Source organism: Marinovum sp. PR37, from assembly GCF_028807375.1.
GTDB classification, from domain to species: Bacteria; Pseudomonadota; Alphaproteobacteria; order Rhodobacterales; family Rhodobacteraceae; genus Marinovum; species Marinovum algicola.
Map to the genome: position 1 here is coordinate 170,804 of NZ_JARAML010000002.1, position 14,660 is coordinate 185,463.

The 14,660-nt window shown below is 65.1% G+C and carries 20 protein-coding genes and 1 other RNA gene; 14 read left to right on the plus strand and 7 right to left on the minus strand.

Features of this window, described 5'->3' with window-relative positions; all coding sequences use genetic code 11:
- The first annotated feature begins 74 nt into the window (after positions 1 to 74).
- Entirely contained in the window at positions 75 to 518 is a 444-nt protein-coding gene (locus PVW49_RS02395; RefSeq protein WP_274589805.1) for a low molecular weight protein-tyrosine-phosphatase, read from the plus strand.
- Between the two features lie 74 nt (positions 519 to 592).
- Entirely contained in the window at positions 593 to 712 is a 120-nt protein-coding gene (locus tag PVW49_RS02400) for an entericidin A/B family lipoprotein (RefSeq protein ID WP_074834579.1), read from the plus strand.
- Here PVW49_RS02400 and PVW49_RS02405 read toward each other — a convergent pair.
- Together PVW49_RS02405 and PVW49_RS02410 are read right to left on the minus strand one after the other, a co-directional pair.
- On the minus strand, positions 709 to 924 hold the full coding sequence (locus PVW49_RS02405) for a dodecin (RefSeq protein WP_048530224.1): 216 nt from the start codon (positions 922 to 924) through the stop codon (positions 709 to 711). The genes PVW49_RS02400 and PVW49_RS02405 overlap by 4 nt on opposite strands.
- 67 nt (positions 925 to 991) lie before the next feature.
- Entirely contained in the window at positions 992 to 1,228 is a 237-nt protein-coding gene (locus PVW49_RS02410) for a hypothetical protein (protein ID WP_074834581.1), read from the minus strand.
- 263 nt (positions 1,229 to 1,491) lie between these two features.
- Between PVW49_RS02410 and PVW49_RS02415 the strand changes: the two genes are divergently transcribed.
- Positions 1,492 to 2,079 (plus strand): hypothetical protein, encoded by a 588-nt coding sequence (locus PVW49_RS02415; protein WP_274589806.1) that lies wholly within the window; start codon positions 1,492 to 1,494, stop codon positions 2,077 to 2,079.
- Positions 2,022 to 2,579: a hypothetical protein gene (locus tag PVW49_RS02420; RefSeq protein WP_274589807.1), complete on the plus strand. Its 558-nt coding sequence runs from the start codon at positions 2,022 to 2,024 to the stop codon at positions 2,577 to 2,579. Before PVW49_RS02415 ends, PVW49_RS02420 begins: the two co-directional genes overlap by 58 nt.
- Positions 2,580 to 2,707: 128 nt before the next feature.
- Here the strand turns inward: PVW49_RS02420 and lepA are convergent, their stop codons facing one another.
- Positions 2,708 to 4,507 (minus strand): translation elongation factor 4, encoded by a 1,800-nt coding sequence (gene lepA / locus PVW49_RS02425; protein ID WP_274589808.1) that lies wholly within the window; start codon positions 4,505 to 4,507, stop codon positions 2,708 to 2,710.
- Positions 4,508 to 4,695: 188 nt separating this feature from the next.
- Between lepA and PVW49_RS02430 the strand changes: the two genes are divergently transcribed.
- A complete protein-coding gene (locus PVW49_RS02430; protein WP_048530231.1) occupies positions 4,696 to 4,977 on the plus strand; it encodes an acylphosphatase in 282 nt (93 codons plus the stop codon).
- A gap of 164 nt (positions 4,978 to 5,141) precedes the next feature.
- On the opposite strand, the gene PVW49_RS02435 is transcribed toward PVW49_RS02430, so the two are convergent.
- Positions 5,142 to 5,594 (minus strand): Lrp/AsnC family transcriptional regulator, encoded by a 453-nt coding sequence (locus tag PVW49_RS02435; RefSeq protein ID WP_274589809.1) that lies wholly within the window; start codon positions 5,592 to 5,594, stop codon positions 5,142 to 5,144.
- 120 nt (positions 5,595 to 5,714) lie between these two features.
- On the opposite strand from PVW49_RS02435, the gene PVW49_RS02440 reads away from it, so the two are divergent.
- Together PVW49_RS02440 and PVW49_RS02445 are read left to right on the plus strand one after the other, a co-directional pair.
- The gene (locus tag PVW49_RS02440) at positions 5,715 to 6,764 is read left to right on the plus strand and encodes a Glu/Leu/Phe/Val family dehydrogenase (protein ID WP_274589810.1); all 1,050 of its coding nucleotides are present in this window, start codon (positions 5,715 to 5,717) and stop codon (positions 6,762 to 6,764) included.
- Between the two features lie 105 nt (positions 6,765 to 6,869).
- Positions 6,870 to 7,613 (plus strand): 1-(5-phosphoribosyl)-5-[(5-phosphoribosylamino)methylideneamino]imidazole-4-carboxamide isomerase, encoded by a 744-nt coding sequence (locus tag PVW49_RS02445; RefSeq protein WP_048530239.1) that lies wholly within the window; start codon positions 6,870 to 6,872, stop codon positions 7,611 to 7,613.
- Positions 7,614 to 7,715: 102 nt separating this feature from the next.
- Here PVW49_RS02445 and PVW49_RS02450 read toward each other — a convergent pair whose 3' ends face one another.
- Complete coding sequence (locus PVW49_RS02450; protein WP_074834584.1) at positions 7,716 to 8,408, minus strand: metal-dependent hydrolase; 693 nt, start codon at positions 8,406 to 8,408, stop codon at positions 7,716 to 7,718.
- A 153-nt stretch (positions 8,409 to 8,561) separates the two neighbouring features.
- Here PVW49_RS02450 and PVW49_RS02455 point away from each other — a divergent pair, with 153 nt between their 5' ends.
- The 7 genes from PVW49_RS02455 to rpmG all read left to right on the plus strand — a co-directional run bounded on the left by PVW49_RS02455 (position 8,562) and on the right by rpmG (position 13,260).
- Positions 8,562 to 9,212, plus strand: a complete 651-nt coding sequence (locus PVW49_RS02455; protein WP_274589811.1) for a ceramidase domain-containing protein — start codon at positions 8,562 to 8,564, stop codon at positions 9,210 to 9,212.
- A 37-nt stretch (positions 9,213 to 9,249) separates the two neighbouring features.
- Positions 9,250 to 9,537, plus strand: a complete 288-nt coding sequence (gene gatC, locus PVW49_RS02460) for an Asp-tRNA(Asn)/Glu-tRNA(Gln) amidotransferase subunit GatC (protein WP_048530245.1) — start codon at positions 9,250 to 9,252, stop codon at positions 9,535 to 9,537.
- Complete coding sequence (gatA, locus tag PVW49_RS02465) at positions 9,537 to 11,024, plus strand: Asp-tRNA(Asn)/Glu-tRNA(Gln) amidotransferase subunit GatA (protein WP_274589812.1); 1,488 nt, start codon at positions 9,537 to 9,539, stop codon at positions 11,022 to 11,024. Before gatC ends, gatA begins: the two co-directional genes overlap by 1 nt.
- A gap of 33 nt (positions 11,025 to 11,057) precedes the next feature.
- Positions 11,058 to 11,741 carry a hypothetical protein gene (locus PVW49_RS02470; RefSeq protein WP_274589813.1) on the plus strand — a complete coding sequence of 228 codons (684 nt, stop codon included), beginning with the start codon at positions 11,058 to 11,060 and terminating at the stop codon, positions 11,739 to 11,741.
- A gap of 74 nt (positions 11,742 to 11,815) precedes the next feature.
- On the plus strand, positions 11,816 to 12,439 hold the full coding sequence (locus PVW49_RS02475) for an N-acetylmuramoyl-L-alanine amidase (RefSeq protein ID WP_274589883.1): 624 nt from the start codon (positions 11,816 to 11,818) through the stop codon (positions 12,437 to 12,439).
- A 12-nt stretch (positions 12,440 to 12,451) separates the two neighbouring features.
- Positions 12,452 to 12,859, plus strand: an RNA gene (gene rnpB, locus PVW49_RS02480) — RNase P RNA component class A.
- Between the two features lie 233 nt (positions 12,860 to 13,092).
- Positions 13,093 to 13,260 (plus strand): 50S ribosomal protein L33, encoded by a 168-nt coding sequence (gene rpmG / locus PVW49_RS02485; protein WP_048530254.1) that lies wholly within the window; start codon positions 13,093 to 13,095, stop codon positions 13,258 to 13,260.
- A gap of 313 nt (positions 13,261 to 13,573) precedes the next feature.
- Here rpmG and PVW49_RS02490 read toward each other — a convergent pair whose 3' ends face one another.
- The gene (locus tag PVW49_RS02490; RefSeq protein ID WP_048530255.1) at positions 13,574 to 14,314 is read right to left on the minus strand and encodes a Bax inhibitor-1/YccA family protein; all 741 of its coding nucleotides are present in this window, start codon (positions 14,312 to 14,314) and stop codon (positions 13,574 to 13,576) included.
- 129 nt (positions 14,315 to 14,443) lie between these two features.
- Positions 14,444 to 14,650 carry a DUF1127 domain-containing protein gene (locus tag PVW49_RS02495; protein WP_048530257.1) on the minus strand — a complete coding sequence of 69 codons (207 nt, stop codon included), beginning with the start codon at positions 14,648 to 14,650 and terminating at the stop codon, positions 14,444 to 14,446.
- Positions 14,651 to 14,660 lie beyond the last annotated feature (10 nt).

The following is a 14,660-nucleotide window of genomic DNA, read 5'->3' on the forward strand; positions in this document are numbered from 1 at the left end:
CCCCTGCCGCTGTCGATTGCCCCGCCTGGCGGGGCGCGCTACACCCGGGGCGATACTGGCAAAGGCGCAGGCATATGACCACCCGCATCCTCTTCGTCTGTCTCGGCAATATCTGCCGCTCGCCCGCCGCCGAAGGTGTGGCGCGGGCCCTGGCCGGCGGGCGCGACCTGCGGTTCGACAGCGCCGGCACCGGCGATTGGCACCAGGGCCACCCGCCGCATCGGCCGATGCAGGCGGCGGCCCGGGCCCGGGGGTATGACCTGAGCCGGCTGCGCGCGCGTCAGGTCACGCCGGCGGATTTCGACGATTTCGACCTGATCATCGCGATGGACGCCGACAACCTCGATGCCATCGAGGCGCTGCGCGGCGGGTCGGACACGCCGGTGCGGCTCTTGACCGATTACGCCGAGGGCCCCGAGGATCACGTGCCCGATCCCTATTTCACCGGCGATTTCGACGGGGCGCTGGCGCTGATCGAGCGCTGCACCCGGGGCCTTTTGCGCGACATTGCGCCATGAGGGGCAAGGCCGGCTTTTCAACGCGCGCGCATCGCGTTATGGCCTGTCGGGCAAAACCCGCAGGAGGCCGGAGCATGTGGAAATTGGTGATTGCCGGGGTGACTTTGATCGCGCTCGCCGGCTGCGAGACGGTCCGGGGCGCCGGACGCGACCTGCAATCGGCAGGCCGCGTCGTGGAACGGTCGATTCCCTAGGCGCCGTCGCGCTCGAGCCGGAAGCCGAGCTTCACGCCCACCTGAAAATGCGCCACCTCGCCGTCGGCCACATGGCCGCGGATGTCGGTGACCTCGAACCATTCGACATGGCGCAGGCTCTGGCTGGCGGTGCGGATCGCCTGTTTCACGGCATCGTCGATGCTCTCGCTGGACGAGCCGTAGACTTCGGTGACGGGATAGACATGTGACATGTTTGGTTCCTCCGTTTGACCTCTGCGCCGGACTCTAGCGCGCCCCGCGGCCGCGTCCCGAACTTTCTCAGATCCCGAGCAATGCCCGTGCCTCGGCCAGGGCATCGACCGAGGCCTGATGGCTGCCTGACCGGTGCAGCGCCTCGCCATCGGCACGGAGCTGCTTGACGCGCGCGAGGTCGGTGGCGCTGAGGCTGGCGGTCTTCAGCGCGGCGTCGATGGCGGCCATGTCGGCCGGACATTGGAAGGCGACGGCGGGGCTGGCGAAAAACGCCAGCAGGGCGGCGGTGATGAGGTGTTTCATGGTGTGTCTCCCCCGAGGTTGTGTGCGGGAGGGTAGCATGATTGAGGAGGGATGGGGGGTCACGATTGCGGGTGAGGGAGTGGTTTTATGCGCCACACGCTACAATAGCTAGTGGTGAGTAGGAGAACACATCCCATAGATTGTTCGTGAAATTAGAACAACTTATGAGAAAATATCGCTGTCCTACACAGGCAATGATAGCAGTAGCTTGAAATAGGTCCTAACGCCTAGTACTATGGTCACGATTTTTTGTGGGCGTTGATATGGCGCAGTCATTTGCAGTCTTCTTCACTATTGTTTTTGCGCTTTCCTATGCTGCCGGTACGCAATATTTAACTGGATACTATGATTACTTTGGAATTCACTTAGTAGAGCTAGGTCTGCCTCTTGAGCACATTGCGGGAAGTGCCATTGTGCCGATATTTTCGATTTCCGAGAAGGTGATCGGAGTGGTCGTCGCGGCCGTGGCTATTTACGCCTTATACCTTTTCGATAAAGGAGCCGGAAATATCATAACTGGTTTGCTCTGGGTTTCCGGCGGTTCATTGGTTTTGATTTTGGTGACATCTGTATTTTCGGCCTACGATTCAGGAAGGGTTGCTGCCAAAAAGTCTTTGGCAACGATGCCTTCATATTACGTCGACATTTCAAATATAGATGGCACGAATATAAGAAAGCCGGGGAAAGTTAAGTTTGAAGAACCGTTCTCGGACGTACCTGCGTTAGGACGTTTAATAATCTCAACCAAAGACGCCTATTACATATATGGCGATAATGGCTCGGAGAAAGACAGATGGATATTTCGAATTCCAAGAGAAGCGGTTTACACATCAGGAGCTTACTTTCAGTAGGCTTGTTGTTCTTGCCGATTTCCGGTTTGGTTGCGCAATCCCAAGAGGGGAGCGTAAGTGGCCCTTTCGAAATAAACGAGGTTGTGGCCGACAACAGGTCAGTGCCGGCGCGGTTTGCCCGAGTGACCGGGATTTATTTTGCGGAGGGTATGGTTGAAATCCGTTACTGTAACAGCGGGAAGTCCGACAAAGTTCCAGTAGATATTCCGCAAAGGGTAATTGCCCTTTGCGATGAAAGCGGCGAGCCTCCTTCGCAAAGAGGTCCTATTACTCTCGAAGCGTTTGAGGATGCAGAAGTGTACCGCTCTGATGGGCGGGAGATTAATCTTTCTGGATATATCACAAACATAACTCCCACCGAGTATGAAGGAGTCGAGGCAAATTTTCAGGCCATTGGTAGCAAGGAGATTCAGAAATTTAGTTTTGAGAATAGCGAAGTCTTGATTGGCAGAGGTCCGGACGCTCCATTTGTGATCTTAAGAGCGTTGCCGGAGTCTTAGTTAGTTTTGGGGCGGCAGGAGGATACTCCCGCATCCGCAAAACATGCCTTAATCGCTTCGCTATGAGGCCACAAACAATCGCACGCTACCGCCGCATTGATTGGCGTGCGACTGCCTTAAAATTGGAATCACCCGTCCATTTTTAGAGCGCTAATAAACGCTTCCTGCGGGATATCCACCTTGCCGAACTGGCGCATCTTCTTCTTGCCGGCCTTCTGCTTCTCGAGCAGCTTCTTCTTCCGCGTCGCGTCGCCGCCGTAACATTTCGCCGTCACGTCCTTGCGCAGCGCCGAAAGAGTCTCGCGGGCGATGACCTTGCCGCCGATGGCTGCCTGGATCGGGATCTTGAACATGTGGCGCGGGATCAGCTCTTTCAGCTTCTCGCACATCGCCCGGCCACGCATCTCGGCGCGGTCGCGGTGCACCATGGTCGAGAGCGCATCCACCGGCTCGTCATTCACCAGAACCTGCATCTTGACGAGGTTGTCCTCGCGGTAGTCGGTGATCTGGTAATCGAAGGAGGCATAGCCCTTGGTCACCGATTTCAGCCGGTCGTAGAAGTCGAACACCACCTCGTTCAGCGGCAGGTCATAGACCACCATGGCGCGGCTGCCGGCATAGGTCAGGTCCAGCTGGATGCCGCGGCGGTCCTGGCAGAGCTTGAGCACGTCGCCCAGGAACTCGTCCGGCACCAGGATGGTGGCCTTGATCCGCGGCTCGTCCAGGTGATCGACGGTCGAGGGGTCGGGCATGTCGGCCGGGTTGTGCAACTCGGTCATCGCGCCGTCTTTCATGTAGACGTGATAGATCACCGAGGGCGCGGTGGTGATCAGCTCGATGTCATACTCGCGCTCGATCCGGTCGCGGATCACCTCGAGGTGCAACAGCCCGAGAAAGCCGCAGCGGAAGCCGAAGCCCAGCGCCGCCGAGGTCTCCATCTCGTAGCTGAAGGAGGCGTCGTTGAGCGCCAGTTTCTCGATCGCGTCGCGCAGATCCTCGAATTCCGCCGAATCCACCGGGAACAGGCCGCAGAACACCACCGGCTGCGACGGCGCAAAGCCGGGCAGGGGCTTTTCGGCGCCCTTCTTCTCGTGGGTGATGGTGTCGCCGACCTTGGTGTCGCGCACCTGCTTGATCGAGGCGGTGATGAAACCGATCTCGCCCGGCCCCAGCTCGTCGACCTTGGTCATCGCGGGGCGGAAGACGCCGATCCGGTCGACGCCGTATTTCGCGCCGGTCTGCATCATCTTGATCTGGTCGCCCTTTTTCAGCACGCCATCCATGATCCGCACCAGCACGACAACGCCGAGATAGGGGTCGTACCAGCTGTCCACCAGCATCGCCTTGAGCGGCTGGTCGCGGTCGCCCTGCGGCGCGGGCAGGCGGTGCACGATGGCCTCGAGCGTGTCCTCGATGCCGATGCCGGTCTTGGCCGAGACCTGCACCGCCTCGGAGGCGTCGATGCCGATCACATCCTCGATCTGCTCGGCCACCCGGTCGCAATCGGCGGCCGGCAGGTCGATCTTGTTGAGCACCGGCACGATCTCGTGGTCGGCATCGATCGCCTGATAGACATTGGCCAGGGTCTGCGCCTCGACGCCCTGGGTCGAATCGACAACCAGCAACGAGCCCTCGACGGCGCGCATCGAGCGGGACACCTCATAGGCAAAGTCGACGTGGCCGGGGGTGTCGATCAGGTTGAGCACATAGGCCTCGCCATTGCGGGCGATGTAATCGATCCGCACGGTGTTGGCCTTGATGGTGATGCCGCGCTCGCGCTCGATATCCATGGCGTCGAGCAATTGCTCTTTCATGTCCCGTTCAGCCACCGTGTTGGTGGATTGGATCAGCCGGTCGGCGAGGGTGGATTTCCCGTGGTCGATATGCGCGACGATCGAGAAATTGCGAATATGGGCGAGGTCTGTCATGGATCGGGATATGATGTGAAACGGGCGGATCGTCAATTGGATCTGTGGTCCGAGCCGCGACAATCGGCGCCGCGGGGGCCCCTTTGGCGGCTTGGCGCGGCGGCGATGCGCCGAAGGCCGCCCGGGTGGTTTCACCAGACGTCGATCCGTGGCAAGCTTTCCGCGCAACTATGACGGAGAGCCCCGAGATGACGCAGCAGATTGCCAGGCGGGCCCGGGTGATGGGCCGGGTGCAGGGCGTGGCGTTCCGCGCCTGGACGCAGGGACAGGCCGAAAACCTCGGGCTGCGCGGCTGGGTCTGCAACAACCCCGACGGCTCGGTCTCGGCGCTGATTGTCGGCCCGCCCGACAAGGTCGAAGAGATGCTCGACAGCATGTGGGCCGGCCCGGGCGCGGCCGCGGTGCGCGACGTCTCGGTCGAGACGGTCACGCCGGTGCCGGAGGTGTCTGGCTTCGAGATCACCGGCTAGGCTGCCGCGGGCAGGGCGTGAGGCGCGAGGTCCGGGGAGGTCCGGGAGTGTGCGGCGCGAGGTCCCGGATCGGGGTCCGGGACGGTGGGCGCGTCGATGTCGCCGTACGCGCCCCGGACCCCGATCCGGGGCCGCCCGGCCGGCGCCTGCTCGACACCCGCCGCTCACATCGGCAGAACATCCCGACGGATCATCGTGCGCAGGGCAAAGCTCGAACGCATGTTGCGGATGCCCGGCACCTGCATCAGCCCGTCCTCGAGGAACCGGTCGAAAGCCGCCAGATCGCGCGCCACCACGCGGATCAGCACATCGCGGGTGCCGGTCATCAGGTAACATTCCATCACCTCGTCGAACCGTCGCAGCGCCGTCTCGAAGGTGGCAACCGCGTCGCGGCTCTGGTGTTCCAGCTCGACGAAGATGAAGGCATTGAGCGGCAGCCCGAGCTTTTCCTGATCAACCCGCGCCGAATAGCCGGTGATCACGCCGCTTTCCTCCAGCCGGGCAATGCGGCGGGCGAGCGGCGTGGCCGAGAGGCCGACGGTCTCCGACAGATCGGCCAGCCGCTGGCGGCCGTCACGCTGCAAGGCCTGCACGATCTTTGCGTCCGTAGCGTCCATTTACCATTTGCCTCCGCTGTCTTGGTGATTTTCACCAATCCGACCGGGATCGGCAATGGTCTTTGGTGAGTTTTTGCGCTGGTGCCGCGCTAGGATTCTCTCATACAGGAGGAGAGAGCCATGTTGACACGGATCGATTGCAGCACTCACGAAGAGGTCTACCGGGTGACCGACCGCGAAAGCGGGCTCGAAGGGCTGATCGCGATACATTCGACGCAGGCAGGGCCCGCCGCCGGCGGCCTCAGGATGCGGGTCTATCGCGGGTTTGACGAGGCGCTGGCCGATGTGCTCGCGCTGTCGCGCGGCATGACCTACAAGAATGCCGCCGCCGGCCTGCCGCTGGGCGGCGGCAAGGCGGTGATCCTTGGCGATCCCCGGACCGACAAGACCGAGGCCAAGCTGCGCGCCATGGGCCGTGCGGTGGCCGCGCTCGAGGGCCGCTACTGGACCGCCGAAGACATGGGCATGAGCCCGGAGGACATGAAGGTGCTGGCCGGCGAGGCCGAGTTCGTCGCCGGGCTGGCCGACGGGCGTTTCGCCAGCGGCGATCCCTCGCCGATCACTGCGCAGGGCGTCTTCAACGCGCTGAAGATCGGCGCGGCGTGGCACTTCGGCAGCGCCGATCTGGAAGGCCGGCGCGTGGCGGTGCAGGGACTGGGCCATGTGGGCTGGTATCTCTGCGACTATCTCGCCGGAGAGGGGGCGCAGCTCATCGTGGCCGATACCGTGGCGGCCCGGGTCGAGGAGGCGCAGGCGAAATTCGGCGCCGAGCTGGCCGCGCCCGACGAAATCCACCGGGTTGTGGCCGATGTCTTTGCGCCCTGCGCCATCGGCGGCATCCTGAACGGCCAGACCGTGCCCGAGCTGCGCGCCTCGATGATCTGCGGCGCGGCCAACAATCAGTTGGCCGATGACGCCGCCGCCGATGCGCTGCATGCCCGCGGCATCCTCTATCTGCCGGACTACGTCGCCAACGGCGGCGGGATCATCAACGCCGCGACCGAAATCCTGCGGATCGAGAACCGGCCGCGTTTCGTCGCCGAGCGGCTGGCGCAGCTCGAACAGACCATGCGCGGCATCCTGGCCGCCGCCGCGCGCCAGGACACCAGCCCGGCGCATGTCGCCGACGCCACGGTCGAGCAGGGGATGGCGCTGCGCCGCGCCGGCTGACGCCGCCCCACGAAGGTCGAAATCAGACCCTTGAGCGCCGCGTTTCGCGCGGCGTTCCCGCACCAGCCCGCCTAATGCTATACTCATGCGGCAAGGAGGGGTGACATGCAGCTAATTCCGACCATCGAACTTCAGAACGGCCACCCGGTCAGTCTCTATCGCGGGCGGCTCGAGGAGCCGCAGATCTGGCATGTCGATCCGTGCGACTGCGTGCGCCGCTTTGCCCATGCCGGGGCCGAGTGGATCCATGTGACCGATTTCGACGCCGTCGCTGGCGGGGCGCCGCAGGATGCGCTGTTGCAGGCGCTGATCCGTGCCGCCGAGGCGCCCTTGCAGGTGGGCGGCGGCGTGCGCTCGCGCGAGCGGATCGAGCATCTGCTCGACATGGGGGTGGGGCGGGTGGTGATCGGCACCGCGGCGCTGAACCAGCCCGATCTTGTCAAGGCGGCGGCCAAGTATCACCCCGACCAGATCGTTCTGGCGGTCGATGTCTACCAGGGCCGGGTGATGACCCATGGCTGGCGCGAAACCTCGGCCTTCACGCCGGAAGATTTCATCGATTATTTCAAGGACGACCCCTTGGCCGCGATCATGGTCACCGACATCGACAGCGATCTGTCGGATGCCGAGGCCTCGCTGGCGCTGGTCACCGACCTGGCGGCGCACTCGCGCCATCCGGTGATCGCCAGTGGCCTGGTGCGCACGCTCGACGATCTGGCGCGGCTGAAATACGTGCGCAACGTGTCCGGCGCGGTGGTGGGCCGGGCGCTGTTCAACAAAAGCGTCGACCTGGGCGAGGCGCTGAAACTGGCGGCGCGGCCGATCGAGGAGGTGGCGGAGTTCCTGTGAGCCTTCGGTCGGGCCCGCGGGGTGCCGGCGGGGAGTCTACGTCCCCCCGCCGGCACCCCGCGGGCCCGCAACAGGCCAAGGATACCTTGCGTATTCAACCGGTCAGAGCGTGATCGGGGTCAGGATCTCGGGTTCGATGACGTTCACGCCGGGGAGGCCGTCTTTCAACGCCTCGGCCGATTGCTCGAGCAGCGGGAAGGTCCGGTAGTGACAGGGGATCACCGTCTCGAAATCGAAATAACGGCTGGCGGCATAGGCCGCGGCCTTCATGTCCATGGTGAAATGCCCGCCCGCCGACAGGATGCCGATCTGCGGCTTGTGGTAATCGCCCATCCAGTCCATGTCGGCCATGATCGTGGTATCGCCTGAGAGGTAGATCACCTTGCCCTCGGCCGCGATCATGTAGCCCACCTCGCTGCCGGCCGCCTGCGGTCCGCTGTCGGAGCCGAAGGTCGAGCTGTGCGAGGCCGGCACCATGGTGAGATGCACTCCCGCCGCCTCGACCGTGCCGCCCTTGTTGAAGCCGATGGTTTCGACGTTCTCGTGTTCACCCCAGTATTTCATCACGTCGAACTGGCCGATCACCGGGATCTCGAGCCGGCGCGCCAGCGGCAGCACGTCGACCACGTGATCGAAATGGCAATGGGTCAGCAGGATATGGGTGGCGCCGGCGGTGGCCGTCTCGTGCTGGCTTTCCTCCAGCATCGGGTTGCCGGTGAGCCAGGGATCGATGAGGATCCTGGCCGCGCCGGTCTCGAGCCGGAAGGAGCCGTGGCCGAGCCAGATGAGTTGCATGTCGGTTCTCCCTTGAGGTTTCGCCAGAGCCTAGCATGATCGCGCCGGCGGTCCAGTGAGCCGGGGCGGGGGCGCTGGGCCGTGCCCTGCCCACCGGCGGCGCCTGTCGTTCGGGCGTGCACGAGGTATTTTCGGCAAGAGGAAGGGCAGGGAGTGGATTGGGGTCAACCGGTGGACGGATATTGCGAGCGGCTGGGGCCGGGGCTTTGGGCCGAGCCGCTGAACGCGGTGACGAACCTGGCGTTTCTTGTCGTGGCGCTCTGGCTCTGGCCACGGGTGGCGGGCCGGGCGCGGCTGCTCTGTGCGGTGCTGGCGGTGATCGGGCTGGGCTCGGGGCTGTTTCACACATTTGCCCGGGCCTGGGCCGGGCTGGCCGATGTGCTGCCGATCGCGGTCTTCGTGCTGCTCTATCTCTACCTGGCGAACCGGGCGTATTGGCGCCTGCCGGTCGGGCTGTCGCTGCTCGGGGTGGGGCTGTTCTTTCCCTATGCGGCGCTGGTGGTCTGGCTGCTGGCACCATTGCCGGTGGTCGGCGGCTCGGCCGCCTATCTGGCGGTGGCGCTGCTGATCGCGCTATATGCGCTGGCGCTCCGTCGCCGGCTGCCGCATGTGGCGCGCGGGCTGGCGTTGGGCGCGGCGTTGCTGGCGCTTTCGATCACCTTTCGCGCGCTGGACGGCCCGCTTTGCGCCGCCTGGCCGATCGGCACGCATTTTCTCTGGCATCTGCTCAATGCGGCGATGCTGGGCTGGATGATCGTGGTTTACCACCGGCACATGGTTGCGGGCGGCGGGGCGGGGCGGTAAAGCCCTTGCCAGACCTGAATGGATTGGGAGCGACCCGATGTCGATCGATCAAGGCACCGCCGCCAAGGTGGCGAAACTGGCGCGCATTCGCGTCGACGACGCAGACCTGCCGGCGCTGGCGCAGGAGTTCAACAATATCCTCGGCTTCATCGAGCAACTGGGCGAGGTGGATGTCGAGGGTGTCGAACCGATGGTCTCGGTCACGCCGATGCGGTTGAAGCGCCGCAAGGACGGGGTGACCGACGGCGGCCAGCAGGACAAGGTCCTGTCGAATGCGCCGGATGCGCGGGAAGGCTTCTTTGCAGTGCCGAAGGTGGTTGAGTGATGGCTGAATTGAACGGACTGAAGATCGCCGAGGCGCGCGACGCGCTGCGCAAGGGCGATGTGACAAGCGTGGAACTGACCGAGGCCTGTCTCTCGGCGATCGAGGGCGCCGGCGCGCTCAACGCCGTGGTGCACAAGACACCCGAGGTCGCGCTCGAGCAGGCGCGCGCCGCCGATGGCCGGATCAAGGCGGGGGACGCGCCCGACATGTGCGGCATTCCGCTGGGCATCAAGGACCTGTTCTGCACCAGGGGCGTGGCCAGCCAGGCGGCCTCGAAGATCCTCGACGGCTTCACGCCGGAATACGAGAGCACCGTGACCCGCCAGCTGTTCGAGAGCGGCGCGGTGATGCTGGGCAAGCTCAACATGGACGAGTTCGCCATGGGCAGCTCGAACGAGACCTCGACCTACGGCAATGCGGTCAACCCGTGGAAACGCGGCAATGACGAGGCCCAGCTCACCCCGGGCGGCTCCTCGGGCGGCTCGGCCTCTGCGGTGGCGGCCGACCTCTGCCTCGCGGCCACCGGCACCGACACCGGCGGCTCGATCCGCCAGCCGGCGGCCTTTACCGGCATCACCGGCATCAAGCCCACCTACGGCCGCTGCTCGCGCTGGGGCATCGTGGCCTTTGCGTCCAGCCTCGATCAGGCCGGGCCGATGACCAAGGACGTGCGCGACGCCGCCATCATGCTGGAAGCCATGTGCGGCCACGACCCGATGGACAGCACCTCGGCCGATCTGGCGGTGCCGGATTTCGAGGCCATGCTGACCGGCGACATCAAGGGCAAGAAGATCGGCATCCCGCGCGAATACCACATGGACGGCATGCCCGAAGAGATCGAGACGCTCTGGGCCGAAGGCCGCCGCATGCTGGCCAATGCCGGGGCCGAGATCGTCGACATCTCGCTGCCGCACACCAAGTACGCGTTGCCGACCTATTACGTGATCGCGCCGGCGGAAGCCTCGTCGAACCTCGCACGTTATGACGGCGTGCGTTATGGCCGCCGGGCGCAACTGGCGCAGGGCGACGGCATCACCGAAATGTACGAAAAGACCCGCGCCGAGGGATTCGGCCACGAGGTGCAGCGGCGGATCATGGTCGGCACCTATGTGCTTTCGGCCGGTTTCTACGACGCCTATTACAACCGCGCGCGCAAGGTGCGGACGCTGATCAAGAAGGACTTCGAGGATGTCTTTGCCCAGGGGGTCGATGCGATCCTGACGCCGGCCACGCCTTCGGCGGCCTTTGGCCTGGGCGAGATGAAAGAGGCCGATCCGGTGCAGATGTACCTCAACGATGTTTTCACCGTGACCGTCAACCTCGCCGGTCTGCCGGGCATCTCCGTGCCCGCCGGCACCGACCGGCAGGGGCTGCCGCTGGGACTGCAACTGATCGGCCGACCCTGGGAAGAGGGCGATCTGCTGAATTGCGCCTATGCGCTCGAGCAGGCGGCCGGTTTTGTTTCCAAGCCGGCGAAATGGTGGTAAGCAGCGCGAAAGAGCAGGTATGAGGCTGGATCCATGCGTTTTTTGCTGATCAGTGCCGCGCTGGGCGCGGCGACCGTTCTGGCGGCCTGTGCGCCGACTGTGCCCGATAGCGGCGCCGGCGTGGGATTCGACCGAGTCGACCAGGACAGGATCGCGCGGAGCACGCGCGAGCGCCGGCTGGAAGGCGCGGCACCGGTCACCACCATGACGCTCGACGGCGAACCGGTCGACGATGAGGCGCGTCAGGCAACGGCGGCCAATTCCGGCGTGGCGCCGCTTCAGGCCAGCCCCGAAAACCCGCCGCCGCAGGCGGTGACCGATGCCGCGGGCATCAGCCGCGAGCAGGATTTCCAGGCGGTCTCGGGCGAGCGCGACATAGAGGACGACGCCGAGCGCCTGCGCCAGGCGCAATCGCAGTACCGCGTGATCCAGCCGACCGCGCTGCCGTCGCGGCCGGGCAGCGACCGGCCCAATATCGTGGCCTTCGCGCTGCAAACCAACAATCCGGTGGGCGTGGCGATCTACAAGCGCTCGTCGCTCAATTCCCAGGCCAAGCACCAGCGCAATTGCGCCGGTTTTGCCAGCCCCGATCTGGCGCAGGAGGACTTCCTGGCCAATGGCGGCCCGGAGCGTGACCGCAAGGCGCTCGATCCCGATGGCGACGGCTTTGCCTGCGCCTGGGATCCGACGCCCTTCCGCCGGGTGCGGGGCGGCTGATCTTGCGCGACGGCGCGGCGCTCTGGCACCCGTCGCCGAATTTCGGCGCGCGGCGCGGCGGCGCGCGGCCCGACATGGTGGTGCTGCATTACACCGCCATGGCCGACACCGCCGCCGCGCGCGACTGGCTCTGTGATCCGGCCTCCCAGGTCTCGGCGCATTATCTGATCTCCGCCACCGGCCGCCTGATCCAGATGGTCGACGAAGGCGCGCGCGCCTGGCATGCCGGCGCCGGGCGCTGGGGGGCGGTGACCGACGTCAATTCCCGCTCGATCGGCATCGAGATCACCAACAGCGGCGCACAGCCCTTCACCGAGCCGCAGATGGCCTGTCTCGAGGCGCTGCTGCGGCGCATCACGGCGCGCTGGCAGATCCCGCCGGAACGGGTAATCGGCCATTCCGACATGGCCCCGGGGCGCAAATCCGACCCCGGCCGCCGCTTCGACTGGCGCCGGCTGGCCCGTCGCGGCCTGGCGGTCTGGCCGGCGCCGGCCGCGGCGGCCCCGGATCGGATGCAGTTCCGCGAGCTTGCGGCCGCGGCCGGCTACACCGCCGAGGTTGCCGAGGACATCCTGCTTGATGCCCTCAGGGCGCGCTTTCGTCCCTGGGCCACCGGGCTGCTCGCGCCGGAAGACATGGCGCTGGTTGCTGGCCTGGCGGCGCGCTTTCCCGTTGACCGGAGCCGGCTGAGCGCCTAGAGGCTGCGATGCGCGGAAGGCTGGATGGCCGCGGGGTCGCAAGATTCCGAGGAAAGTCCGGACTCCCTGAAGCAACGGTGCCGGGTAACGCCCGGGCGGGGCAACCCGACGGATCAGCGCCACAGAAAACAGACCGCCTCGTATGTCGCTCGCGATATACCGGGTCAGGGTGAAACGGTGGGGTAAGAGCCCACCGGGGGGCTGGCAACAGCGCCCGCATGGCAAGCCCCACCGGGAGCAATGCCAAATAGGGGCCTCGCGCGCGGCTGATCGCCTTCGGGGGATATCGGCGCAGGGATGCTTCAGCCCGAGAGGCCCGGGTTGGCAGCTAGAGGCGCGGGGGCAATCCCGTGCCAAGAGGAATGGTCATCGGCGGTCGTCAGACCGTCACAGAATCCGGCTTACAGGCCTTCCGCGCATGCCGTGGCCAGAGGGCGCAGTTCCGCTGCTTCCTCTTGCCGAAAATACCCTCGGGGGAGGCCGCAGGCCGGGGGCGGAGCCCCCAGGACGCACCTGGAGGCCGAAGAACGACCTCTTGCCGGCAAAACCGCGCAAAACCGCTTGACTCGCGCGCGATCCCCGGTAGAAGGCGACCTTCATAGAGATTTTCGAGTGCGCGATGGCCTTGGCCCGCGCCACGCAGGAGACGAGACATGGCGAAGCCGACCACCATCAAGATCCGCCTGAATTCGACCGCGGGCACCGGCCACTTCTACGTGACCAAGAAAAACGCGCGCACCATGACCGAGAAGATGGTCGTGCGCAAGTTTGACCCGGTTGTGCGCAAGCACGTCGAATACAAGGAAGGCAAGATCAAGTAAACGATCTGCCGGACGACCAGACAACGCCGCGCCGCCTCCGGGCCGCGCGGCGTTTTCGTTTCCGGGGGCGCCCGTGGCGTGGTTCCTTGCCCCCTCTGGCCGCTTCGCCGAAGGGGCGCCGGAGCGGCCGGTAGGGGTTCCCGGTCACGCTCGCGTCACGCGGCAGCAGAGCGCCCCAGGGCCCGTCAGGAGCCGCGCAGGGGCCTTGTCCGGCCCCACCCGGGTGCGGGGCTGTCCGGCGCGCAGCGCGTCGCGCAAGCAAAAGGGCCGGTCAAACGACCGGCCCCTGACATTCTGGCATGAGATGCCCTGGTTACTCGCGGTTGCCCATCAGCTGGAGCAGGAACATGAACATGTTGATGAAGTCCAGGTAGAGGTTCAGCGCGCCCATGATCGCCGCCTTGCCCAGCCACTCGCTGTCGCCGTTGTGGGCGTGGGCCAGATAGGTGTTCTTGATGTTCTGGGTATCATAGGCGGTCAGCCCGGCAAAGATCAGCACACCCAGGATCGAGATCGCGAACATGATCGCGGGCGAGCCCAGGAAGATGTTGATGATCGAGGCCACGATCAGACCGATCACACCCATGATCAGGAAGGAGCCCCAGCCCGAGATGTCCTTCTTGGTGGTGTAGCCCCAGAGGCTGAGGCCGGCAAAGGCGATCGAAGTCACCAGGAAGACCTGGGCGATCGAGAAACCGGTGAAGGCCACGAAGATCCAGCTCAGCGACAGGCCCATCACCGCCGCGAAGGCAAAGAAGAACAGCTGCGCGGCGGCGGCCGAAAGCTTGTTGATCATCGCACCGAAGGCGAAGACCATGATCAGCGGCGCGAACATGACGATCCAGCCGAGGATGTTGGGCTGAAGCGTGGCGGGATCGCGGAACACGGCCAGAAGCTGCGGGCTGGTGCCGACCGCCCATGCCACCGCAAAGGTGAGCAGCATGCCGATCGACATGGTCCCGTAGACCTTGTTCATGTGGGCGCGCAAGCCCTCGTCAATCTGGGCGGCGCGGGCGCCTGCCGCAGACGTCCTGATTGTGTTGTAGTCAGCCATCGATTTCCTCCGAAAAGAACAGGTGGCACGCGAATGCGGGCCGTCCACCCAAATATTGGCGGAACGGCCCGGATTTTCAAGATCGTTGCGTGCTGGATTCGACGTGATTTGCGTCGGTTCCGCCGGTTCTCAGCGCCGCCAATGGGCGGGAATGTCCCAAATCGGTTTGCCGGCCTCGCGGCGGGCCTCTTCGGCGCTCAGCCCCAGGTCGTCGAGCCGGGCCGCATCCATCCGGCTCAGCGCCCGGCGCTGGCGATGGAGCGCCAGCAGCGCGCTCAGGCGGGGCAGGCTGGGGGCACGGTGGCGGGGGGCGGTGATGTGAAGGGTGCGGGCCATTGGGCTCTCC